The organism is Nonomuraea sp. NPDC059023 (genome assembly GCF_042740095.1).
GTDB lineage: Bacteria > Actinomycetota > Actinomycetes > Streptosporangiales > Streptosporangiaceae > Nonomuraea.
Map to the genome: position 1 here is coordinate 68,221 of NZ_JBHYIO010000020.1, position 22,865 is coordinate 91,085.

The 22,865-nt window shown below is 66.7% G+C and carries 23 protein-coding genes and 2 tRNA genes; 16 read left to right on the forward strand and 9 right to left on the reverse strand.

The genetic code is table 11. From position 1 onward, the window contains the following. Positions 1-38: 38 nt before the first annotated feature. The 3 genes from ACFWYW_RS30985 to ACFWYW_RS30995 are packed head-to-tail and all read left to right on the forward strand — an operon-like array spanning position 39 to position 1,404. Positions 39-416, forward strand: a complete 378-nt coding sequence (locus tag ACFWYW_RS30985) for a hypothetical protein (protein ID WP_379619273.1) — start codon at positions 39-41, stop codon at positions 414-416. Further along, positions 416-1,015 (forward strand): TetR/AcrR family transcriptional regulator, encoded by a 600-nt coding sequence (locus tag ACFWYW_RS30990; RefSeq protein ID WP_379619275.1) that lies wholly within the window; start codon positions 416-418, stop codon positions 1,013-1,015. Before ACFWYW_RS30985 ends, ACFWYW_RS30990 begins: the two co-directional genes overlap by 1 nt. 35 nt (positions 1,016-1,050) lie before the next feature. After that, the gene (locus tag ACFWYW_RS30995) at positions 1,051-1,404 is read left to right on the forward strand and encodes a hypothetical protein (protein ID WP_379619277.1); all 354 of its coding nucleotides are present in this window, start codon (positions 1,051-1,053) and stop codon (positions 1,402-1,404) included. Here the strand turns inward: ACFWYW_RS30995 and ACFWYW_RS31000 are convergent. Continuing rightward, positions 1,380-1,874: a DUF523 domain-containing protein gene (locus ACFWYW_RS31000; RefSeq protein ID WP_379619279.1), complete on the reverse strand. Its 495-nt coding sequence runs from the start codon at positions 1,872-1,874 to the stop codon at positions 1,380-1,382. The two genes, ACFWYW_RS30995 and ACFWYW_RS31000, sit on opposite strands and share 25 nt — an antisense overlap. Positions 1,875-1,936: 62 nt before the next feature. Here ACFWYW_RS31000 and ACFWYW_RS31005 point away from each other — a divergent pair, with 62 nt between their 5' ends. The 6 genes from ACFWYW_RS31005 (at position 1,937) to ACFWYW_RS31030 (ending at position 5,604) form a co-directional block, all read left to right on the forward strand. After that, a complete protein-coding gene (locus ACFWYW_RS31005) occupies positions 1,937-2,299 on the forward strand; it encodes a hypothetical protein (protein ID WP_379619281.1) in 363 nt (120 codons plus the stop codon). After that, positions 2,296-2,676 carry a hypothetical protein gene (locus ACFWYW_RS31010; protein WP_379619282.1) on the forward strand — a complete coding sequence of 127 codons (381 nt, stop codon included), beginning with the start codon at positions 2,296-2,298 and terminating at the stop codon, positions 2,674-2,676. The genes ACFWYW_RS31005 and ACFWYW_RS31010 overlap by 4 nt, the downstream gene beginning before the upstream one ends. Before the next feature lie 86 nt (positions 2,677-2,762). Beyond that, positions 2,763-4,013 (forward strand): CynX/NimT family MFS transporter, encoded by a 1,251-nt coding sequence (locus tag ACFWYW_RS31015; protein ID WP_379619283.1) that lies wholly within the window; start codon positions 2,763-2,765, stop codon positions 4,011-4,013. Then, positions 4,010-4,837: a metal-dependent hydrolase gene (locus ACFWYW_RS31020; protein ID WP_379619284.1), complete on the forward strand. Its 828-nt coding sequence runs from the start codon at positions 4,010-4,012 to the stop codon at positions 4,835-4,837. The genes ACFWYW_RS31015 and ACFWYW_RS31020 overlap by 4 nt, the downstream gene beginning before the upstream one ends. 33 nt (positions 4,838-4,870) lie before the next feature. Then, a complete protein-coding gene (locus ACFWYW_RS31025; protein ID WP_379619285.1) occupies positions 4,871-5,086 on the forward strand; it encodes a helix-turn-helix domain-containing protein in 216 nt (71 codons plus the stop codon). A gap of 2 nt (positions 5,087-5,088) precedes the next feature. After that, positions 5,089-5,604 (forward strand): Clp protease N-terminal domain-containing protein, encoded by a 516-nt coding sequence (locus tag ACFWYW_RS31030; RefSeq protein WP_379619287.1) that lies wholly within the window; start codon positions 5,089-5,091, stop codon positions 5,602-5,604. A 168-nt stretch (positions 5,605-5,772) separates the two neighbouring features. Here ACFWYW_RS31030 and ACFWYW_RS31035 read toward each other — a convergent pair whose 3' ends face one another. Next, positions 5,773-6,651 (reverse strand): RNA polymerase sigma-70 factor, encoded by an 879-nt coding sequence (locus tag ACFWYW_RS31035; RefSeq protein WP_379619289.1) that lies wholly within the window; start codon positions 6,649-6,651, stop codon positions 5,773-5,775. A 77-nt stretch (positions 6,652-6,728) separates the two neighbouring features. On the opposite strand from ACFWYW_RS31035, the gene ACFWYW_RS31040 reads away from it, so the two are divergent. Beyond that, positions 6,729-6,801 (forward strand) — tRNA-Ala (locus ACFWYW_RS31040). Between the two features lie 1,135 nt (positions 6,802-7,936). Further along, positions 7,937-8,003: transfer RNA gene (locus ACFWYW_RS31045), tRNA-Ala, on the forward strand. 48 nt (positions 8,004-8,051) lie between these two features. Here ACFWYW_RS31045 and ACFWYW_RS31050 read toward each other — a convergent pair. After that, complete coding sequence (locus tag ACFWYW_RS31050; protein ID WP_379619291.1) at positions 8,052-8,285, reverse strand: hypothetical protein; 234 nt, start codon at positions 8,283-8,285, stop codon at positions 8,052-8,054. A 1,072-nt stretch (positions 8,286-9,357) separates the two neighbouring features. Here ACFWYW_RS31050 and ACFWYW_RS31055 point away from each other — a divergent pair. Both ACFWYW_RS31055 and ACFWYW_RS31060 read left to right on the forward strand, forming a co-directional pair. Then, the gene (locus ACFWYW_RS31055) at positions 9,358-13,824 is read left to right on the forward strand and encodes a LamG-like jellyroll fold domain-containing protein (RefSeq protein ID WP_379619293.1); all 4,467 of its coding nucleotides are present in this window, start codon (positions 9,358-9,360) and stop codon (positions 13,822-13,824) included. 97 nt (positions 13,825-13,921) lie between these two features. Then, entirely contained in the window at positions 13,922-14,527 is a 606-nt protein-coding gene (locus tag ACFWYW_RS31060) for a hypothetical protein (RefSeq protein ID WP_379619295.1), read from the forward strand. Positions 14,528-15,343: 816 nt separating this feature from the next. Here ACFWYW_RS31060 and ACFWYW_RS31065 read toward each other — a convergent pair. Then, the gene (locus tag ACFWYW_RS31065; protein ID WP_379619297.1) at positions 15,344-15,676 is read right to left on the reverse strand and encodes a hypothetical protein; all 333 of its coding nucleotides are present in this window, start codon (positions 15,674-15,676) and stop codon (positions 15,344-15,346) included. A gap of 531 nt (positions 15,677-16,207) precedes the next feature. Then, positions 16,208-16,435 carry an SDR family oxidoreductase gene (locus ACFWYW_RS31070; RefSeq protein WP_379619402.1) on the reverse strand — a complete coding sequence of 76 codons (228 nt, stop codon included), beginning with the start codon at positions 16,433-16,435 and terminating at the stop codon, positions 16,208-16,210. Between the two features lie 4 nt (positions 16,436-16,439). Between ACFWYW_RS31070 and ACFWYW_RS31075 the strand changes: the two genes are divergently transcribed. Then, positions 16,440-17,072, forward strand: a complete 633-nt coding sequence (locus tag ACFWYW_RS31075) for a TetR/AcrR family transcriptional regulator (protein WP_379619299.1) — start codon at positions 16,440-16,442, stop codon at positions 17,070-17,072. A gap of 315 nt (positions 17,073-17,387) precedes the next feature. Here ACFWYW_RS31075 and ACFWYW_RS31080 read toward each other — a convergent pair whose 3' ends face one another. The 3 genes from ACFWYW_RS31080 to ACFWYW_RS31090 form a co-directional block, all read right to left on the reverse strand. Continuing rightward, entirely contained in the window at positions 17,388-18,641 is a 1,254-nt protein-coding gene (locus ACFWYW_RS31080; protein WP_379619301.1) for a hypothetical protein, read from the reverse strand. Between the two features lie 72 nt (positions 18,642-18,713). Beyond that, entirely contained in the window at positions 18,714-18,977 is a 264-nt protein-coding gene (locus ACFWYW_RS31085; RefSeq protein ID WP_379619303.1) for a serine hydrolase, read from the reverse strand. A gap of 81 nt (positions 18,978-19,058) precedes the next feature. Beyond that, complete coding sequence (locus tag ACFWYW_RS31090) at positions 19,059-20,192, reverse strand: serine hydrolase domain-containing protein (protein ID WP_379619305.1); 1,134 nt, start codon at positions 20,190-20,192, stop codon at positions 19,059-19,061. A 107-nt stretch (positions 20,193-20,299) separates the two neighbouring features. On the opposite strand from ACFWYW_RS31090, the gene ACFWYW_RS31095 reads away from it, so the two are divergent. Together ACFWYW_RS31095 and ACFWYW_RS31100 are read left to right on the forward strand one after the other, a co-directional pair. Then, positions 20,300-21,502 carry a sensor histidine kinase gene (locus ACFWYW_RS31095; RefSeq protein WP_379619307.1) on the forward strand — a complete coding sequence of 401 codons (1,203 nt, stop codon included), beginning with the start codon at positions 20,300-20,302 and terminating at the stop codon, positions 21,500-21,502. A 5-nt stretch (positions 21,503-21,507) separates the two neighbouring features. Then, on the forward strand, positions 21,508-22,155 hold the full coding sequence (locus tag ACFWYW_RS31100) for a response regulator (protein ID WP_379619309.1): 648 nt from the start codon (positions 21,508-21,510) through the stop codon (positions 22,153-22,155). On the opposite strand, the gene ACFWYW_RS31105 is transcribed toward ACFWYW_RS31100, so the two are convergent. After that, the gene (locus ACFWYW_RS31105) at positions 22,152-22,793 is read right to left on the reverse strand and encodes a helix-turn-helix domain-containing protein (protein ID WP_379619311.1); all 642 of its coding nucleotides are present in this window, start codon (positions 22,791-22,793) and stop codon (positions 22,152-22,154) included. The genes ACFWYW_RS31100 and ACFWYW_RS31105 overlap by 4 nt on opposite strands. Positions 22,794-22,865: the final 72 nt, after the last annotated feature.

A 22,865-nucleotide genomic window follows, 5' to 3' on the forward strand; every position in this document is an offset into this window, starting at 1 on the left:
CTGTGGCCATATCGGTCTCGTGGTTCGGTGTGCGGGGCGTGTTACGCGACGAGTTCGTGGACGACGTGCGGGTCCAGCCGATGGCGGCGAACACGCTCGCCGACGGCAACGACGCGCTCCGGCCGGAGGACAGCCCCACGCCTTCGGCCAGCAGTACGCCTACGCCTCGCCGTACCGTGAAGAAGACGCCCAAGCCACGCGGGGACGTCAGGGTGGTCACGGTGAAGGGCGGCGAGGTGGCCTTCACGATCGGCGCGGCCGGGTGCGGCCTCGTCTCGGCGACGCCCAACAGCGGATACACCGCCAAGGTGAGCAAGAACGACGGCTGGATCCGGGTAGACCTCGTGCAGGCCGAGCATGGCTCGGCGGTGTTCTGCATCGGGGCGGAGCGGCGTACCGACACCTGGGAGTACTGATGAGCAGGCAGTGGAGCCGATCGAGCGGCACCCGAGAGGCGCTGCTGGGCACGGCCAGGAAGGTCTTCATGGCCAAGGGGTACGGCGAGGCCACCGTGGCCGACATCGTCGAGGACTCCGGGATCAGCGTGGGCAGCCTGTACCACCACTTCGGCGGCAAGCCGGGACTGTTCCTGGCGCTGTGGGAGCAGTTCATGCGCAACCAGGAGGAACGCACCGCCAAGGCGGCCAAGGCGGTCGGCGGCACCACGGAACGTTTCCTCGCCGGCGCGCGCGCCTACCTGGAGGGCTCGTGGGAGCAGCGCGACGTGGCCCGGCTGTTCCTGGAGAGCGACGGACCGGCGGAGTTCACGACGCTGCGCAGGCAGCGCGGCTGGGACTGGATCGGCGGTAACAAGAAGCTGCTCGGCCTCGCCGACAACCGGCAGAGCCACATGCTGGTCGTGCTGCTGACGACCGTGATGGGCGAGTCGGGGCGGGAGGTGGCGGCCTGCGAGTCGGAGGAGGAGGCGCGGGTGACCATCGACGCGGTGATCGCGGTGGTCCGGCGGATGCTGTCTACGGCTCCGGATGTAGCACCGGCGTCATCCGAGGGATGATTCGCTCACCGGGCCCGAGTGGCAGCGTGGGAGTCATGGGGAAGGCGCTGGGTGTGTTGGCCGTGGTACTCGCGGCCGTCTTTTACGGCTTCGCGGTCCTGCACAGCGGGGTCTGGTTCGAGCCGAGGATCGTGCCCGCCGTGGTGGTGGAGACCATCTGCGGCACGGGCCTGGTGATCGGCGGCTATGGCGCGATCAGGCACCGACGATGGGACTGGCTGGTGTACGCCTACTCCGCCGCGCTGAGCGGGGTGCTGCTGGGCGTGCTGGCCATGGCGCTCGGTCCCGGCGGCGGCACCCCGCTGACCATCTGGTACCACCGGGGCATGGCGCTCGTCCTGGCCCTGGGCCTGAGCGGCGCGCTCTACGTCTCCAGGGCGCGCAGGTAGTCGGCGGCCTCGGGGATGTGCTCCTCGGAGAACACCCTGATGTCGTGCAGCGCGAACAGGGCGGCCGTGACGCCGTGGCCCGGGGTGCGCCGGCCGTGGAAGGTGCCGTCGTAGATGGACAACGATCCGCACGACGGGCTGCCCTCCTTGAGCACGGCCAGCCGTACCCCGAAGTGCTGGGCGAAGGCGAGCGCGGCCTGCGCGCCCGCGAGGAACTGCGCGGTCACGTCGCCGCCCTCGGTGGTCAGCACGCGCGCGGCGCCCGACAGCACCGCCTCGCCGCCGACGCCGCCCTCGATCTCGGCGGCCGGACGCGGCGTGGGCAGCCCGCCCTCGACCTCGGGGCAGAAGACGACCAGGCGGCCTTCATCGCGCCAGGCGGCCAGGTGCGCGTCGGCGCTGGTCTTGGCGCCGCCGTCGTAGCGCACCTTCCTGCCCATGAGGCACGCGCTGACCAGGATCCTCTCCACGCGGTCGATCCTATGCGGCCTGTCGCCGGGGGCGGCGGGGTGCGGCGGTAGCCTTTTGCGCGATGAACACCATCGTCGCGACCGTCGTCATCGCCCTCTCGGTCCTGCTCATGCTGGCGAGCCTGATCAGCGCGATCCGCAACCGGGCCATGGGCATGGTCCTGCTCGTCGGGTTCTGCCTGCTCGAAGTGGCCGTGCTGGTGCAGGCCGGGTTCGTGATCGCCGCGGTCGCCGGTGGCGAGGGGGAGCACGTCTCCAAGGGCACCCTCTACGGCTACCTCGGCGGCGCCGCGCTGATCCCGCCCGCCGGGGTGTTCCTGGCGCTGGCCGAGCGCAGCCGGTGGGGCTCGGGGATTCTGGCCGTGGCCGGGTTCGCGATCGCGGTGATGACCGCGCGGCTGCAGCAGATCTGGCAGGGACAGTGAGCACGTCGCTCGGCACCGGTCCCGGGCGGGTGCTGATCGCCGTCTACGGGCTGTTCGCGCTGGCCGCGGGCGCGCGGGCGGCGGTTCAGATCATCGGGCGCTTCTCCGAGGCGCCGCTGGCGTACTCGCTGTCGGCGTTCGCGGCCGCGGTCTACGTCCTGCTCACGGTGGCGCTCTGGCGGGGCGCGCGGCGGCTGGCGCTGGTGTCGCTGCTGATCGAGCTCGTGGGCGTCCTGGTCGTGGGTACGGCCAGCCTGCTCGACCCGGCGGCCTTCCCACACGACACCGTGTGGTCGGCCTATGGACGCGGATACCTGTTCATCCCGCTCGTCCTTCCTCTGATCGGGCTCTTCTGGCTACGCCGCCGCCCGGTGTGATCTGCGTAACGGTCAGGAATAAAGAGGTGTTTTGGGCCTGTTAGGCTGCGTGTTGATTCGTCCCATGATTGGAGGACTCTCCCCGCATGAGCATGGCAGCCCAAGAGACCAGAGGTAGAACCGCACCCCTCGCCTGGCTGCTCGTGCTGGGAATCGTCCTCGCGGCGCTGAATCTGCGCACCGCCGTCACCAGCGTGGGCCCGCTGCTCGACCAGCTCGCCGGAAGCCTCGGCATGACGAGCGTGGGCACGGGGCTGCTCACGACGCTACCCGTGCTCGCCTTCGCGACCGTGGGCGCCGTCACCCCGGCCATGGCCAGGAAGATCGGCGAGCACCGCCTGCTCCTCGCCGCGCTCGTCACGCTGGGCCTCGGCCTGCTCGTGCGCAGCCTGGTCGACTCCGCGCCCGTCTTCCTGCTGACCAGCGCCGTGGCGCTGTCCGGCGGCGCGGTCGGCAACGTGCTGATCCCGACACTGATCAAGCGCCACTTCCCGGCCAAGACCGGCATCATGACCACCGTCTACACCACTTCGCTGGCCGCCGGCACCATGCTGGCAGCCGCGGCCACCGTTCCGATCGAGCGGGCCGCGGGCGGCGACTGGCACGTGGCGCTGGGCGTCTGGGCGGCGCTGGCCGCCATCGCCGTCGTCCCGTGGCTGGCGCTGCTGCGCAGCGAGCCGGAAAAGACCGCGGGCACCGCGGACGCCGGGCCGAAGCGCCTGCTCAGGAGCAGGTTGGCGTGGATGGTCGCCATCTACTTCGGCACCCAGTCGATGATCGCTTACATCATGTTCGGCTGGCTCGCCACGATCCTCACCGACAGCGGCTACTCGACCTCGCAGGCCGGCGTGATCCTCGGCGTCTTCACCGCCCTGAACATCCCGGTCTCCATGCTCGTGCCCGCGATCGCCTCCCGCTTCCGCGACCAGCGGCCCGTCGTGGTCGGCCTGGTCGTCGCCTACGTCATCGGGTTCGCCGGGCTCTGGTTCGCGCCACCCTCGACCGCGCTGGTCTGGGTGGTGTTCGTGGCCGTCGGCATGGGCTCCTTCCCGCTGGCCCTGATGATGCTGGCCCTGCGCACCCGCACGCCGGAGGCGACCGCCGCGCTGTCGGCGTTCGGCCAGAGCGCCGGGTACCTCATCGCCGGCGCCGGCCCGCTCGTCGTCGGCGTGCTGCACCAGGCGACCGGGGGGTGGGCGCTGCCGTACGCGCTGATCTTCGGGGTGCTGGTCGTGCAGCTCTTCACGGGCCTGTACGCCGGTCGCAACCGCTACCTGGAGGACGAACGGCTGCCCAAGGCGGTCGCGGAGAGCCTGCCTGAGACAATCAAGAGGTGAACTCCACGCTCGTCACCTTCCCCAACGGCCAGGTCAGCGGCCGTTCAGAGATCGTCGGGACCGTGCCGGCGGGGGACCGGCACGGCCTCGTCGTCGCCGAGACGCCCTTCCATCCGCTCGACCACACCTGGCCCGACCAGCCCGCCGACCGCGGCCTGATCGGCGGCCTGCCGGTCGCCGACTGCGTGACCGCCGCGCGCTCTCCCTCCGGCGAGGTCTTCCAGGCCGCCGACATTCCGGTACGGCGGGGCAAGGACGGATGGCAGTGGCTGGTCGTCCACGTCACCGACACACCCCTGCCCGTCGGTGCGCAGGTGGACCTTGAGGTGGACGCTGGGTACCGGGCGGCGCTGTCGGCCGGGCACACGGCCTGCCATCTGGCGGCACTCGCGCTCAACGCGGCCGTCGCCGGCCTGTGGCGCAAGGCTCCCCGGCTGGACGCGCTGGGCAACCCCGACTTCGACCAGAGCGCGATCACGTCCTCGCGGATCACCTCGTACGCGAGCGTTGACGATTACCGGCTGGGCAAGTCGTTGCGGAAGAAGGGGTTCGCTGCTGACGCGCTGGAGCCCGCTGCCGTCGCGGCCTTCGTGAACGAGCGGCTCAAGGAGTGGGTGGCGGCTGATGTGCCGGTCTGGGTGGATGTGCCGGGGCCTGGGTTGACGGCTCGGCGTACCTGGCACTGCGCGTTGCCCGAAGGGGAGGCCTCGATCCCGTGCGGCGGCACGCACGTGCGGCGGACCTCGGAGCTCGGGGGCGTCACGGTGGCTCTGGAGCTGGGGGAGCAGTCGCTCACCATGAAAACTCGTGTCAGCATGAGCTGACAGATCCGCCTTCGTCAGCTTATGCTGACAGACATGAACGTCACCGAGCTGGCTCAGGCCGCCGCCGACCGCGACCCCGGAACCGGCCTCCAGGCCGTCGCGGCGCTGCGGACCCTGCTGGAAGAGCTCGAAGCCGTGCACGTCACCAATGCCAGGGCGCAGGGCTGGTCATGGGAGCAGGTCGCCGACGCGCTGGGCGTGCGGCGGCAGACCGCCCATCGCAAGCACGCCCGGCGGATCGGGAGGTAGTCATGTTCGCGAGATTCACCGACACTGCTCGTCACGCCTTCGTCACTGCTGGAGTGCTCGCGCTGGAGGCGGGGCATGGGCGGCTGGGCACGGACATGTTGTTGCTGGCTCTGGCTGAGACCCGGCCGTTCGAGCTGGCGTCATTCACCGCCACCGCTGCTTCGCTTCGGGAGCGGCTGGACCTGCGGGACACGCGGGCTTTGCTGGCCGGGCTGGGGATCTCGCTTGACGAGGTACGCGGGCGGACGCTGCCCGGGGTGGGGGAGTGGCGGCTGACCCGGCGGCGGCTGCGGCCCCTCCATGTTGTTCTCTACGGGCCTCGGGGGGAGATCGCGTTGACCGGGGGTGCTCGGAAAGTGGTCGAGGTGGCGTTGTGGCGGCCTGGGGCTGTTACCGGGGAGAGCTTGTTGTGGGGGTTGCTGGCGGACGGGCACAACGGGGCGGCTCGGCATCTGCAAGGGGCGGGAGTGAACGTGCGGGCCTTGGTCAGCGAGGTAGGCATGCCCACCCGCCCCTAACCCCCACCATCCACCGCCCCTTCACAGCCTCGCCCGGCCTGTCCTTGGCCGGTCCTTGGCCTGTCCGCCACCACCTCTTTCGTCGGCCCCACGCGGGCGCCGATCGGTCTTCGTCGACCTACCCCGACCACCATCAGGCCGCCACCGCTCGATCGTGAGACCGGGGTGTCAGGCGAGCCGCTGAAGCTTGTCCGGGTTGGCCATCAGGTAGATCGTCTCGATCCGCCCATCCACGACCAGCAGCGACAGCACCGTCACCACCCGGCCCCCCACGGTCAGCACCACGGCCGGAGCGGCATTGATCTCCTCGATCCGGAGCTCCACCCCCGTATCCCCCGGCATCCCGATGGAGGCCATGAACTTCGTGATGCCGTCCGGGCTGGTGATCGACATGAGGAAGCGGGTGACGTTCTCCACGCCGAGCAGCACCCGCAACGGCGCCCGGGCCTTCCCGCCGCCGTCGCTGACCATCGTCACGTCCTGCGACAACATGGCGATCAGATCGTCGAGATCACCGTTCATGGAAGCGTTGATGAACCGCTCGGTCATCTCCCGCCGCTCGCCCCGATCCGTGGCGAACCGAGGCCGCTTCTCCTGGACATGTTCACGAGCCCGGCGAGCCAGCTGCCGAGTCGCCGGCTCAGCCCGTCCGATGATCTCGGCGATCTCCGCGAACGGCATGTCGAAGGCCTCCCGCAACACGAACACGGCCCGCTCAAGCGGAGACAACGTCTCCAGCACGACCAGCATGGCCAGCTCAACGGATTCGGCCAGCTCGACATGCTCGGCCACATCCGGCGCAGTACTGATCGGCTCAGGCAGCCAAGGCCCCACATAGGCCTCCCGCCGAGACTTGGCCCACCGCAACCGATCGATCGCCAGCCGCGAGGTAACCCTGATCAAATAGGCCTTGGGATCCTCCACAGCCGCCTGATCCACCCCGGACCAGCGCAACCACGCCTCTTGCACGACATCTTCGGCATCGGCCATGGTGCCAAGGATCCGGTAGGCGACCCCGGTCAGCAGATGGCGGTACTCCTCGAACATGGAAGGTAGACGTATCACACGGGGTTTGGCGTGACATGAGCCCCTCCAAGTTCCGATACACTTGTGCCGTACCGCAAGGGGCTATAGCGCAGCTGGTAGCGCACCTCCATGGCATGGAGGGGGTCTGGGGTTCGAATCCCCATAGCTCCACAGGCAAGGTCTTTCACATTGGCGCGCTTCGCGCTTTTGAGTTCCAGGCGTTTCTCCAGTCGAGCTGAAGCTCGACCCCTGAAGGTCCTCCCTCCGGTCGGGCGTTTTTTCTGGGGTCCCGCCCGTTGCCCGGCTAGGTGGTTGGGCCGTTGGAGCCCGCCCTGGTCGTTGGTCCTCGCTTCGCTCGGGCGTCTTGATCGGGCGCGCCGTCGGCGCGCGGCTTGCGCGTGGGGTGAGGGGCTGAGTCGGCTGGAGCGCGTCTTGGCAGGTATGCAGTCGCCGGATGAGGCGGAATACAGCGGACGCCTGTCCTACCCAGCCGCCTGGGTAGCGACTCTGGACGAGCGAGCCCCTTGACGTGGTGATCGTGTAGTGAGCTCTGCAGGTCGTGTACACGATCACCGCGTCGAGGCCGCGGAGTCGATGACACGGTCTTGGACCAGCGGTGGAGTGCTTTGATCTTCACGCTGGTTCAGGCGGGCATAGGCGCACGGCTGTGCGATCAACGCCGCAGTCTGGGGCGTCACTCGGCCCCAAATCGACGAATCCGGCGCCGAAGTCGTTGACGTCCGCTCGCAGGCACGGCATGGCGTCAGGCGAACCGATGGAGGTAAGAGCAGCCTTGACCCGGCCACGGAACGCTGTGCTCGCGCCGGCATCGGTCACCCGCACGCCGTAGCGGTCGGCATAGCCGTGTACGAGTTGCATGCCGTACCCGAACGTGGCCAGTTCCTCGAGCGCGCGCAGGAACCGGAAGGTTGCGCGCGTCGGGATCGCGTACCTCGATGCGCAGGGTACGCGCCGCGTAGATGGCCAGGAGCCGTGCCGGTAGTGCTTCGTCGCTCCGTCCGATGGCGTGGCGGACCGCGTTACCGACCAGTTCGGCAGTGGTCAATGCCGCGGGTTCCACAAGGTCTGGAAGGCGCCATAGGGGGGAGGAGATCCGACATGCAGTGCTGCGTCGTGCGCGACGACTCGAAGGTGAGGGGCAGCAGATAGGCGCGCGTCCGATAGTCGTCCGGAAGGTGCGAGTACGGCAGCGCCTCACGCCCCCGCTGTACAGCGTAGAAGCACAGCACCTGACACGAACGAGCACTCGACACCGGTCACCATCACATGCTTGAGAGGGAGGCAAGCCGGCGGCAGAGGGGCGCCGTTCACTCGCAATGAAGGGGTCTCGGGTTCGAATCCCGAAGGCGGCTCCGCAGGAAGGGGCCCTTCCGGATGATCCGGAAGGACCTCGGCGCCGATCACGACGCACGACGCCGCGCCCTGATCCCCATGAACACGAAACCCGCTGCCGTGACGTAGCAGAGCATCGGCAGGGTCTTCCAGAGCACCCAAACGGCGTCGGCCTCCCACCCAACGCAGTTGACCATCATGAACGACGTTACCGACCAGAACAACCAGTCCATTGCGACGAGCGAGATGCACAGCGCAGCCACGACGCCGATCGCGATGCTGAGTCTCCGTCCGAACAGCACGCTCAGGGCACTTCCGAGCAGAGCAACTACAGAGGGCAGAAGGTTCCAAGCGTAGGCCACCCTCGGATCTACGAGCTGGAGGTCCTGCCGCAGGTTCAACCAGGTCGTCTCAAGGTCGGACCAGAGAGCCGAGAGTCCCATTGGAAGCGGACTGTAGCCTGCGCACCCGACCGACTCGCCAGTGAGCAGCGACGGCGTCCAGAGTGATATAAAGCCCAAAACACAGGCGCAGAGCGCAACTGCCCACCAGCGTAAGTAGTCCCAGTGGGGCCGCCTGGGGAGAGCGGGCATAGCAAGCCTCCGTCACGGGAGCCAGGTATCATCTCGATCTCCACAATTCTGGACGTAGAACCAATTGATCGTCACCAGACTCCTGAAATCGATGACGAGAGCCTGGCGGTTCTTGTCGCCAGCCGAGGTATACGTCCTCGCTGAGCTCCGGACGCTCCACTTTGACCAGTTCCTCGGCCCAGCGGTTGAAGGAGCGTCGAGAATCGGGAGAAACGATCGGATGGGTACGGCAAGCAGAAGGCCCAGGTGGTCAAAGGCGCTTCGGCCGGCCTGCCGGCCGCGCTGCGGCTCTCCGGTCGTCGCGACGAGCACCGTCCACCGCGCTACGCCGTGCGGCAGTCGGAGACATAGGACCCCGCGGACACGGTTCCGCCTTGATGCGTCAACGATTCCGAGCTGATCGTCCGCCTGGCTTGGAGGCACGCGGAAGCTGACCTCATTCTCGCAACAGTGGACGCCATACACAATCACAGCGATTTCACGGAAACCCATCACGCCCATCAGGTCTCATAACAGAGGGACGCTTACCCAATACAAAGTCGATCTTTACCGCGAATTATTAGCGTGTCACGATCGCTTCGTTTGTCCCAATGGGTACGAAAGGGGTCACGTGAAACGCACTCGACCAAGGTTCGGCTTACCGGCCGCGATGCGTCGCCGAGGCGCCATCCTGGCAACACTCACCTTATCCGCCTCGCTCCTTGCATCGCCGGCGACCGCGGAACCCCCGCCGACCGCAACCGCAGCACCGCTCTCGCACACATCGTCCACCCCAGGCCCGGTGGACGCCGCCAAGGCCGAAGCCAAGCGCACCGGGAAGGAGGTGGAGATCCCCAGCCTCCACACCGAGAACATGACCACCGTCGCCACACCCGGCGGCAAGACGGTCAAGACTTATGTTTCAAGCACTGTCGTCCGTGTCAAACGCGACGACGGCTGGCACAAGGTCGATCCCACACTGATTGTGGAGAACGGCGTGGTCAAGTCCCGGATGACCAAGCTGGACATCCGGTTATCCAACGGCGGCAGCGCAACTCCGCTGCTCACCGCCAAGGGCGAATCCCTCGGTGTCGAGAAGAGCCAACCCGGCGAAGTCGGCATCGCTGGGCCCAGCAATCTGCCCGTCCCGGAACTGTCTGGAAATACAGCCACCTACCGCTCAGCTTACGGGCGCAGCATCGACCTGGTTGTCGCCATTACCCCGGCGGGATACCAACACCAGATCGTGTTCCGCGAGCGGCCCCGCGAGCGCCTCAAGCTGCCCGTGCCAATCGATCCGCCCTCCGGCATGCGCTTGGGTAAGTCCTCCAGCGGCAGGCCCGCTGCTCTTGCCGACGGCAAGGAGATCGCCGATCTATCTGCGTTGCCGATCCTGGATGCCAAGGAGATCGCGTCACCAGGCACAGGCAAGGCCAGCACCGTGGCCACAACGCTGACCGGAAGCGGCGACGACACCGCGCTCGTCCTCACTCCCGATGCCACCTTCTTGGCCGATCCGGCGGTTACCTATCCGGTCACAGTGGCAGCCAGCAATTCGACTCCGTGGCATGGGGCCGGCGCCCCCGCGGACACCTTTATCGCCAACGGCGGCAGCTACGTCAACGGCAGCTACGCCGCCAACATGCAAGCGCTGTTCGCCGGGCGCCGGGATGGCTACAACTACCGCTCCTATCTGAAGTTCGATCTCACCAACGCACCGTTCTTCGGCCAGAAGATCGTAGATGCGAACATCATCCTGTGGAACTACCTCTCCAGCGCGTGTGGCGAGGTCGGTGGTATCTCCCTGCACCGCGTTGCCAACGAATGGACCCCCACCACCATCAAGTGGAACGACCAGCCACTCGCTGTAGCTGACGGCCACGTCGTCAACCCTTACGGTAAGGACGAAAGCTGCTCCGACTGGATGGCCGAAGGAGATCTCTGGTATTCCATCGAAGACATCACCCGCGCTTGGGCGAACGGAACGCCTAACCACGGAATCATGGTCCGCGCAGTGGCGGAATCGGGCGCGAACAACTGGCGCCAGTATCTCTCTGGCAACTGGCCCAACGGCACGGAGACCGAGCACCATCCGTTCTTCTACGTCGAGTATGAGGCTCCCCTGCCACCCCTTGGGGCCGTCGGCTGGTACTTCGGAGGGGAAACCGGAATCACGGATCGCTCCGTGATGGAAGCCATCGACGCCAATCCGGATCTCGCTCGCGCCGCGGGTTCGCTTCCCCTCGCCCAGGACATCACGTTCGAGGAGGCAATCGCCGATCGAAACGCCTCGAGCGAACACTCGGAGGTCCTGCCGGGGGAAATCGTCGCCGACAACCCAGAAACCGATGATCCTCCTCCAGCGGACACCTCGCCACCGACCGTCGCACGCACCGACCCGCAGGCGGACTCGACTGTTTCCGCTGTGTCGGAAATCTACGTCCGGTTCAACGAGGATGTGACCGGGGTACAAGTCACGGTCAAGGATTCCTCCGGCTCACCGGTCGGTGGCGTGGTGGAGTCAAGCCACACGGCCGCTGGGTGGAAGTTCAAACCGCAGACTACGCTCAATCCTGGGGCATACCACGTAACGGTCGAAGGTGCAGCGGACGCTGCCGGCAACGCCATGACGGCTCCGTACGCCTGGACATTCAGCGTGGGCAGCACAACTGCCGAGGGCTTGGTGGCGGCGTTCGGTTTCGAGGAAGGCTCTGGGACGACCACGGTTGACTCCTCGGGTAACGGCCACACAGGAACTGCATCCGCCACGACATGGGTCAGCGGCAAATTCGGTAACGCCCTGTCTTTCACCGGATCGAACGGTAGCTGGCTCACCGTGCCACACAGCGAATCGTTGCGACTGACCGCCGGCATGACACTCTCCGCGTGGGTCAAGCCGGCCACGAACGACAGCTACCGAACCGTACTCATGAAGGATCACTCAAACGGCTCCGCCTACGGGATCTACTCCTCCAACGGAACAGTCCCCTCTGCCTGGTTCCTCAAGCCCGACGCCACCAGCCACAACCAGGTGGACGGCACATCCGCCCTACCCGCCAACAGTTGGAGTCACGTAGCAACCACCTACGACGGAACCACAGCCCGCCTCTACGTCAACGGCGACCAAGTCGCGCAGCTCACCACCACCGGCGACCTCGTAGACGATGGCGGCGCGCTCCGCATCGGTGGCAACACCAGATGGGGCGAGTACTTCAACGGCACCATTGACGAAGTACGGATCTACAACCGCGCACAAAGCACCGACGAAATCCAAACCGACATGGCAACTGCCATCACTGAACCTGGACCTCCGCCTGCTGACGGGCAAGGCTTGGTGGCGGCGTTCGGTTTCGAGGAAGGCTCTGGGACGACCACGGTTGACTCCTCGGGTAACGGCCACACAGGAACTGCATCCGCCACGACATGGGTCAGCGGCAAATTCGGTAACGCCCTGTCTTTCACCGGATCGAACGGTAGCTGGCTCACCGTGCCACACAGCGAATCGTTGCGACTGACCGCCGGCATGACACTCTCCGCGTGGGTCAAGCCGGCCACGAACGACAGCTACCGAACCGTACTCATGAAGGATCACTCAAACGGCTCCGCCTACGGGATCTACTCCTCCAACGGAACAGTCCCCTCTGCCTGGTTCCTCAAGCCCGACGCCACCAGCCACAACCAGGTGGACGGCACATCCGCCCTACCCGCCAACAGTTGGAGTCACGTAGCAACCACCTACGACGGAACCACAGCCCGCCTCTACGTCAACGGCGACCAAGTCGCGCAGCTCACCACCACCGGCGACCTCGTAGACGATGGCGGCGCGCTCCGCATCGGTGGCAACACCAGATGGGGCGAGTACTTCAACGGCACCATTGACGAAGTACGGATCTACAACCGCGCACAAAGCACCGACGAAATCCAAACCGACATGGCAACGGCAGTTTCGTTCGCGCCGCCTCTTCGCGGCACCGCCGCGAAATCAGCCGCCGCTGCTATACCGCCGGATCCGGACAACAACCTACCAAAGGCGGCCAACGCCTTCGATAGGCTGACTCCAACCAAGTGCGCTCAGAACGAAAGCCTCTCGGGACGCCCGCAAGGGTGGGTACTCAACCACTACACCTGGTGTCAACTGGGTCGCGTGAACGCCATTTGGCAGTCCGGAAGGTGCATCGATCCCAATTCGACGATCTGTATTCCCGAGCAGGAGACGTTCCGCGCCAAGGTCATGCTGATCGGCCACAGCTTCAACGGCACCGTGGGCGTCGACAGGGCCAAGGGAGATACTCCGCGTGACTTCGTCGTCGAGGCGTACGTGTACGACGCGGCCACGTACGGAGCGATGCCACCCACCCGGCGGATGACACTGAACGTCGACATTGGCAACAAGAAGAACTGCGAAGTTGTCAGGTCTCGGGGCGGGCAGTCCATCGACAACTCCCGGAGCGACATCATTAGTAATTGGAAGGTTAATGGGCGAGCCACCTTCTGGTTCAGATGCTCTCCAGGGAAGGCGCCGGTTTTCCGGACGAATGAGTGGGTAACTCCGACAAAGGTTCGGAACGACGAAGACGTAAGCATTACCACCATCCGTCCGTCGGTCAACCTCCCGGACTGGCCCAACACGCGCTGGATGTACATCACCCCGACCGTCAGAACCGTTATCGGAAACAGCATTCGCTGCGACTCCGCGACCTACATCGCCTTCAGATCGGGCGGATGTATCTTCTACAAAACTAAACCCGCGATCAAGTGGACCCATACCGCACCGACCAGAAACCGCACGCTGCAGATGAAGCAAGCATTCCAGCACTATTGGAATGCTTGTACCGACCCGGACGGGCAGACTTACCCGGATAAGCCCGACAAGAATATCTTCGGGTGTGATGTGGGGAACGGTGCAACACACTTGCACCGCGAGACCCAAGAGCAAAGGGATATCAATCAAACGAACACCAACACCAGGTGCAATCGCATGTGGCCTGGCTACACGAACGGCACCGATCCTGATCCAAACAAGTGGAAGCAATGCGATGAAATTCCGTTCGCTTCCACTATGGAGCGAACGATCGCGCCACTTCAACGCGACTTCTCTCTGTGTCCGATCAGAGCGCAACACAATGGCGATGCAGGACTCTATCTCGCTCGGTTCTACGACCTGGACCGCGTTCTGATCGCGGACGCCTTCACTAACCGATTCGATACTTCACAGAACGATCCCATCTCTAGGGACGAACTCTGTGGAGTGCCTACAAATCCGCACTAAATCGGGAGCCCCGGGAGTCGCTATTATCTACTCCCGGGGCGTTCCCCTGAGAGGATGCATAGTGATTGCCGATACCACGCGACACTACGAGAGATTCGTGAGCGAGAACGAATGGCTCGCTTACGGGAGCTTTGGCTGGACCGTCTACAGGCCGTGGAGCAGCCAGGGCATCACGGACACCGTGGCGATCGCAGCAGACCTATCACGAGCCGGTGAGGCTGAGATCACTGAAATGCTTGTGGCCGAAGAACCCAATCTGGCACCCGCCCCCATCGTGTACTTCGAAGAGCTTGGCCCTGGCTACTTTCTCTTCGAATCCGAAGAGAGTTATGTGAGCGAGAACGCCATTCTGGAACTTCTCAGCCGGAATGGTCAACTGTGGAACATGTCATGGAATGCTGGATTTCATAGCCGCATGACATACGCCGAGAGCGGCATCCTTGCACTAAAATGGCTGAATGTCCAGAATCGGGACTTCCCTCGCCGCGAAACGAGATTGGATATCGATGGCTACATCCACAGCGCACTGGCCCTATGTAATGAGGAGGATCGCAATTTCGGTCTAGCAGACATGATGGCCACAATCGAAATGGCTTCCGGCGCGCACCTGTCGAGCGATTGGGTGCAGAATCCTCAAAAGTGCTTCGTGGTTGGGGACCCGCGAACGTGCATCGGATGGCCTTTCGAGGCGGGAGGGAGCTAAAGGCACAGAGAGTCTGCGGACTATCTGTGAACCAGACTTGCCAATCTAGAGCCATAGGCCCGACGTTTGCTCAGCTCGACGGCTCTGTTGACCCTACTCGACGCCCGTTCTCTGTTACCGCCGACTCACCAAATGAGTCGCCGTCTAGGCGGATGTCATTGCTGCCGGGGCTTCCGCTCCTCGGGCCTTGGTGGCTCTGCAGTACGGGTCCACTTGCTACCGAGGACAACGGATTCTCGCCTCCGCTGTACAGCGCAGAAGTACAGAAACGCGCGCGCGGACGGCACCATCGATACCGGTCACCGCCACATGCTTGACCAGGGCAGCGAGCCTACGGGCACGGACGTGCCGTTCACTCGTAATGAAGGGGTCGCCGAGCCGCGCGATCTAGAGGCGGTTGGTCATGTGCGAGGGTTCGATCTTGTGGCGCAGCTCTGTCACCTGTGACGCCGAGTTCGAGTAAGCGGCGATTAGGTCCACCCAAGTGGCGAGTGGCGCCGACGTGCCAGTAGCGGCGGTGTCAGTGATGACGCCGCCGCTCTTGCGTTTCCTGGTGTGCTGTTGTGCTCGTGTGCGTCGGGGTAGGGCCGGTGGAAGAACGCTTGGTTGAGAAGACGGCGGGCGGTGCCGTACAGGTCGAGCTGTGCTTCCAGGCGAGCGCGTCCGTCTCGGATGCCGCGTAGGCGCTTGACGATCTTCTCCCGTGGCCAGTCGGGATCGCCGACGAGGTCAAGAACCTGATCTTCTTGGGCGTCGATCTTGGCGAGCTGTTTCTTGATCTCGATGCGCAGGGTGTCACTGTTGGCGACGTCGCCTTTATGTGACCGAGTAGGTGAGTTTGTAGTGGGCGCCGTTGCCTTCGAAAAACACTTGCATCACTCCCAGGCCTTTCTGGGATTCTCCAACTGTGTGCGTTCCGAGGCTATCGTCCGGATCAATGGGTTCGGTATCTTCGTCGACCAATTCAATGATCATGGGGTCCTGGTTGAAAGTGAAGGTCCTGGTGATGGGAACCATCTGATGTGGTCCAATTGGCGCCGTACCCGTGTCCGGCCATGCGCGCCAGCCGTTTATCTTGATGTAAACTTCGTCTTCACCGCTGTCCTCCGTGCGGGAACACACGAGTTGGATCAGATTAAGCTGGGTCATAACCGAAATCCCTTCTTGAGATGCTTGTTTCGCTAGGCATAGGAGCTCACTCTTAGTTGAACGCGCCTCTTCGCTGTAGCTGCGCCCCCCCGGGAGTAGGTTGCGCTTTGGCGTTCATGATTGGAGTACCTGTCAGCGAATTGGATGATGGTGCAGGGCCGCGCGTCGATCTCTCTGGCTAAGTGCCCGACATGCATTATGGTCACGCCCTGCAAAACATGACTATCGGACGGGCTCGAGTAAGAAGTAATCGCCGCTTGACTGTCGCACTTATGTGCAGGCACTCCTTTGACCGGAAGGAGGATCGACGCCGACGACTTTATGGCGAATTCGAATCGGCTCTTCACGATTGAGGGTGTGGTCGTGGTCTGAACCCGCCGGTCCCGAACAGGCTTCTGCCTCGACCTCGACATGCTCCTCGACGGCGGACAGCGCCCGCAGCCGGTGGAGTTGCTCGTCGGTGAGTAGTCCGGGCCCCGGTATGCGGCATCGGGCATGCGGAGTCGTTCGGCCCGTGCGGGTCTGGAGTGCTCATGCGGTCTCGGCCTGGAGGGCGGGGCCGAGGAGGAGTCCACCGTCGATGACGTACTCCGACCCCGTGATGAACGACGCCTCTGATGACGTGAGGAACAGGAGGAGACGGGTGACGTCGGTCGGCTCCCCGAGGCGGGGGATGGCGAACGGCTCGGGTGAGTAGAAGTCGGCGATTGCCGCGGTGGCGCCGGCTGCCGGTTCGTGGATGAAGGGGGTCGCGAGCAGAGTCGTGACGACGTATCACCAGCGCGTCGCCCAGGAGAAGCGCGCGCTGATCGTGAAGGCCGCGACCGCACTGTTTCTCGAGCTGGGCTACGACCGGACGTCGCTCGCGCGGATCGCAGAGTGCTCGGGCGTTTCTCGGGCCACCTTGTTCAAGCAGTTTCCGAGCAAGGCCGCCCTGTTCGACGCCATCGTGACCGAGTCCTGGTCGACCGCTGACGAGGGGGATCCGCCGCCGGCAGGCAACGTCGTTGACGGGCTCAGCATCATCGGTCGCCGTTACGCCGAGCTGCTAGGCCGCGCCCAGATGACCGACCTGTTCAGGATCGTCATCGCCGAGCTGCCGCGGTTCCCTGAGCTGGCCCATGCGCAGTTCTCGCACGGGAAGATGCCCTACTTCGAGTCCGTACGCAGCTACCTCCTGGCTGAGCATGAGGCGGGAACGGTGCGGATCGAAGACGTGGACCTCGCGGCCACCCAGTTCCTGGGCATGATCTCCAACTACGTCTTCTGGCCGACACTTCTGATGCCGGGCTGGGAGGTGAGCGCCGAACGCGTCGCTCAGGTAGTCGACGAGGCCGTCCGCACCATCGCCGCCCGGTACGCCACGACTGGACCAGAGGCGTCCACCAACGACTGAGCCCCGCCGCCACCAAAGAACCTGAGCAATCGAGGCCGTCGGTACCAAGGGCGTCGCGGGGCATCCCGGGGGCGGACGCCGAAGGAGGGAGCGCCGATGTTGACCCACCACGATCAGCCTGGCATTCAGCACGCCTGCCCTCTCGGGGTGTGTTCTTCTCGCTGTGCGCGAACCTCCCGGCCGCTTCTCGTCATATCCGTTCCCGGGGCTGAAGCCACCGCCTTGCGCGTATCGCACACGCTCATCAGCTACCCGACAAAACCCATTCAGGTTCGCGTCCGGCTCCAGATGGCCGGACGCGAAGTCGAGGAGGCGTCAGGAGATGGTGAGCGTGCCGTTCGCGTTGCGGGCGCACGCGATGGTCGTGCGGGGCGCCGCGGCGGAGGCGGCGGTCAGGCATTGGCCGAGCACGGCGTGGCCCGCGGCGTTCGGGTGCCACGACTCCTGGCAGGTCTGGAAGTGGGTGACGCATGTGTTCGCCGCCCGCTGGATATCGATCTTGTCCCAGCCGGACAGGCTGGTGATGAACGTGCCGGACGGTCCGTCCTGTACCCGGACCGGCGTCGCTAGCGCGCTCGCCGGGCTGTCGGGGTTCTCGCAGAGCCTGGCGCCGTCGAAGGCCCGCTGGACGTCCAGTACGCGCAGATCGGCCGCCGGGCGTTCGGCTGCCAGTGTGCTGTGCGCGTTCCTGACCAAGGAGCCGAGGTTCTCGGAGAACACGTGCCCGGGAGCGAGGCTCGCGCGGTGGATCGGGCAACCGGCGGCGTACCGTTCGGCTCCGAGGGCGCGGAACTTGTCGCGGGTGTCGGAGCGGTTGTCCTCCTCGTGATAACGCGAGGCGAGGTCGGGGGGCAGCGGGTTGGTGTAGGTCTGCAGAATCACCTGGTGGGTACCGTCGGCGTCGATCTGGGCGAGGGTGTCGAGGATCTGGCGCAGGGCCGCGGTGGTCTCGGTGGTGGCGGCGGCGACCTCGGTGCCGGTGGCCAGGTCCGAGGCGCTGCAGGGCTTCTGCGGCACCGGGCCCCCTAGATAGGCCCAGAACTCCCACCAGCCTGTCCAGGCGTCGGCGATGAAGCGGTTGGCGCACAGCGTGGCCACGTCGCCGAAGGTGAACTGGGTGTTGTTGGAGCCGAGGCCGACGAGGACGACGTCGATGTCGTGCGTCTGGGCGACGGCGCGCAGCTGATCGAGTTGCGAGGCGACGGTACGGCCCCCGGTCCGGGCGCTTGAGGGGGCGGCGATGTCGGCCGGCTGGCCGCCGGAGCACGCGAGGTTGAAACGTTGCTGAATGCCCGGGAGCGCCGCCGCGAACACCGAGGCGTTCGCCGACCGGTGACAGAAGTAGGCGTTGCTGTTGGCCGCCGACCAGCCGGGGAAGGACTGTGCCGTACCGGAGGCGTCGACGACGGGCTGGTAGTTCCCCGCGCCCTCTCCGCTGATGAAGCTGTCGCCGAGCGCGACGGCGGCGGTGGGCAGAGCCGCCTGCGCCGGTCCGCCCTGCACGACCTGGATGCCCGCCGCGCTCACCAGGAGCATGACAACCGCAGCGGCACGCTGGAGTAACCTCACAACCGCCTCATTTCCTACTAAATCAGTACGAAATAGCGCATGCGTGGATCACAACATGCGGCACCACCGGCGTCAAGATCTCCGAGGGGCCGCGCTGATGCGGCTGCACGGGCGAGGTGGTGGTGCGCGAGCATGTCGCCGCTGGAGCCCACCCCGGTCAGCCGTCCTCGCTTCGCTCGGGCGTTGAGCCGGGCCTTCGGCAGAAAGCTGTAGGAGCACGGTGGCGGTGAACGCCTTGGTGCCGCTGGCGATGCGGAAGCGGGCGTTGAAGGGGATCTTTCTGGCGGTGCGGCGTACGGCGACGCCCGCCCGCGCTCGGTCGCCGTCACTGGTCACGGCGAGTACGCCGATCGAGCCGGTGCGGGGGATCCGCTCGACCTCGTGGGGGAGCGAGGACCAGAGCCAAGGCCATGGCGATCATGAGCGGCCTCCGCACAGGGCGCGGTCCACCAGCGGGTGCAGTTTCCGGTGGAAGCGGGCCTGGAGGGCGTCGCCGTTGGTGTTCGTGTGCACCATCACCACTCGGCGGCCGTCGGGGGTGACGCCGCCGCGGGTGGAGTAGCCGAGCGCGTCGCCCCAGTGGGTCCAGTAGCCGTTGCCGCAGGTCAGCGGGAACCACATGAGGCCCAGGCCGTACCTCATGCCGGGTAGGAGCTTTTGGTAGAAGGGGCTGACCGGCACCGTCTTCCGCATCTCGGCCAGTTGCGCGGGTCGCAGCAGCTTCCCGGTGACCAGGGCGGTGAAGAACCGGGCCAGGTCGCCGGGCGTGCTGATGAGGTCCCCGGCGGCGCGGTGGGCGCTCTGGTTGGCCACGGTCGTGTCGACGAGGCGGCCGCGCTCGGCGAACTGCCGGTATCCGGTCAGGTGGGGGCCGGCGAGGTAGGGGACGGGGCCGGGCGCGTACGTCGACGTGAGGCCGAGCGGGACGATCACGCGGTCGGTGACCTGCCGCTCCCAGCTCTGCCCGGTGACCTTCTCGATGATCATCCCGGCGATGACCGAGTTGACGTTGGCGTAGTTCCAGCCCGTGCCGGGGTCGAAGAGCTTCCGCGCGCGCTCGACGACCTGGTGCGGCGTGACGGTGTCCAGGCGGTGGCGCAGGTAGCCCTCCTCGGTGACCGAGCCCGGATGGTCGTCGTCGGCCAGGCCGCTGGTCTGCTGGAGCAGGTGGCGGACGGTGATCCGGGGGTCGAGGCGGGGCAGCCATCGGGAGGCGGAGTCGTCCACGGCGAGGCGGCCCTCGGCAGAAAGTTGCAGGAGAACGGTGGCGGTGAACGCCTTGGTGGCGCTGGCGACGCGGATCTGCGGCCGGCGGGGGACCGGGCGCCGGGTGGCGCGGTCGGCCACGCCGGTGCGCGCGCTCAGATGACGCGCGCCGTCGCGGACCTCGGCGACCGCGCCGATCACGCCCAGATCCCGTACGGCGTCCAGGTCGCGTCGCAACCAGGCGTCCAGGTCGCGTCCCAACGAGGCGTCCAGGTCGCGTCGCAACGAGGCGTCCTGGGGCGGCGGCGCGAGCAGCGCGAGGGTGAGCATCAGTGGTGTCAGCATGCCGCCGACGCTAGGAATCCGGCGCCGCGCGGGCGATCGTGCCGCCCGGCCGTCGATGGTTCGGTTTACCCGATGGACACGGGCGTGATCCTTGGCAGGCTGGGAACGTGCGACGCATCTGGGCGGAATTCCGCTATGCCGTCACCGCGCTGCCGATCGCGGTGGCCGGGCTGGTGGGGGTGGGCGTGCTGCTCATCCCCGGTCTGACGCTGGCGGTCGTGCTCGCCGGACTGCCGTTGCTGGCCGCCGCGGCCGATCTGGCGGGATGGTTCGCGGCAGTTGAACGGCGCCGCCAGGCGAGCCTGCTCGGCACCCGGATCGAGACCCCGCCGGGACCGGGCCCCGGAGGATGGCCGGCCGCCCGGCTCAAGCACGGAGCGGGCTGGCGGGCGGTGGCCTTCGCCCTGCTCAAACCCCTCACCGCGCTGCTGTCCTTCTCCGCCGCCCTGCTCTTCTGGGCCGCCGGCGCGGCCGAGCTCGCGTACCCCCTATGGCGGCATATCGGCGGCCTCACCCAGGTGTGGGGCGGATTCCCGCTCAGCGACTGGCCCCGCTCCCTGCTCGCCGCGGGCGCGGGTGTGCTCCTGCTGGCCTGCGCCCCCTGGGCGGTCCGCGGCACGATCGCGCTCGAACGCCTCCTGGCCAGAGCCCTGCTGACCCCGACGGGCGCGGACCGCCTGCGCCACCTCGAACGCACCCGCACCCAGGCCGTCGACGACGCCGCCGCCACCCTGCGCCGGATCGAACGCGACCTGCACGACGGCGCCCAGGCGCGTATGGTCGCCGTCACCATGGACCTGATCACCGCCGGCAAGCTCCTGCGGGACGCCACCCAGCTCGACCAGGCCCGCGAGCTCCTCGACCTGGCCCGCCAGAACGCCGGCGCCGCCGTGGCCGAGCTGCGCGACCTGGCCAAGGGCATCCACCCGCCCGCGCTCGACCACGGCCTGGACACCGCGCTGACCACGCTGGCCACGTCACGGGGCGGCATCCCGGTCGAGGTCAGCGTGACCATGCCGCGGCGCGCCGACCGCGCCACCGAGAGCATCCTGTACTTCTGCGCCGCCGAACTGCTGGCCAACGTCTTCAAGCACAGCCACGCCACCAGCGCCGCGATCGAGGTGCGCGGCGAGCCGTCCGTTCTGGTGCTGCGCGTCCACGACAACGGGTACGGCGGCGCCGCCCCCACACCCGGCGGCGGGCTGGACGGACTGGCCAATCGCCTGCGCCCGGTCGACGGCCGGTTGAGCGTCACCAGCCCGCCGGGCGGGCCCACCACGGCGGTGGTCGAACTGCCGCACCGGCGGTGACCGGGGTGCGCATCGTGATCGCCGAGGACTCGGCCATCATCAGGGCCGGGCTGTCCAGGCTGCTGACGTACCACGGGCACACGGTGGTGGCCGAGGCGGGCAGGGCCGAGGAACTGTGGGCGGCCGTGGCCGAACACCCGCCCGACCTGGCCGTGGTCGACATCCGGATGCCGCCCGGCTACACCGACGAGGGCCTGCGGGCGGCCATCGCGCTCCGCGGAACCCACCCGGGCGTCGGCATCCTGCTGTTCTCGCAGTACGTCGAGACCCGCTACGCCACCGAACTGCTGACCGGCAACCCGGGCGGCGTCGGCTACCTGCTGAAGGACCGGGTCTCGGCGGTCGAGGACTTCCTGGCCGCGCTCGACCGCGTGGCCGCCGGAGGCACCGCACTCGACCCCGAGGTCGTGGCCCAGTTGATGCGGGCCGGGCGGCGCAGGGATCCGCTGGCCGTACTGACCGGGCGCGAACGTGACGTGCTGGCGCTGATGGCGGAGGGCCGCTCGAACACGGCCATCGCGCGGCTGCTGCGGGTGGGCGATCGGGCCGTGGAGAAGCACGTGAGCAACATCTTCACCAAGCTGACCCTGCCACCGGCCCGCGACGACCACCGCCGCGTGCTGGCCGTACTCGCCTTTCTCCAGGCGGACTAGACGAGGTGGATCAGGCCGGGCGGCAGTTCCGGCAGGGGTACGCCGCGCAGCCGCATGCCGTCGCGCAGGAAGCCCAGCCGGTCGGCGGCGTGGCGCGCCTGCTCGGCGTGCTGGTGGGCCGCCTCCTTCCACTCCCGCTGGTTGGGGTCCTGGGCGTCGGCGGCGCGCGTACCCGCTGTGCGTGCGGCACGCGAGCGCGACGTCCACTCCTCGACGGCGCGGTGGTGGTCGCGCAGCAGCCGTAACGCGTCACGCCGCTCTTCGCCCGCCTCGGTGTCGTCGGCGTCGGGGGCCGGAGCGGTACCGTCCAGCCACGCGGCCGCCTCGGTGGCGGGCGCCTCGACGCCGGGCAGGATCTCCACCGGCTCGTCGTGCAGGGGGACGAGGAGCAACATGGGCGGGGTGTCGAGCGCGCGGGCCAGCACCAGCAGCTCCGCCACGGACATGGACGCGCGGCCGCCGGACTCCAGCTTGTTCAGGTTCGTACGTTCGAGCGGATAGCCCAGGGCGGTGCAACGATCGGCGAGCGCCTGCACGGACATGCGGCGGCGCTCGCGGTGGGCGCGGATGTTGCCGGCGACGGTCCGGGTGTAGGCGACCGACCAGTCGTCGGGTGACGCCGGGTGACGCTTCGGCACGCAGCGGCCCCCTGCCTCTGGCGGAAGCGTCCACCCTAGGCGATCTTGGACACCCCGCACAACACGGGTTTA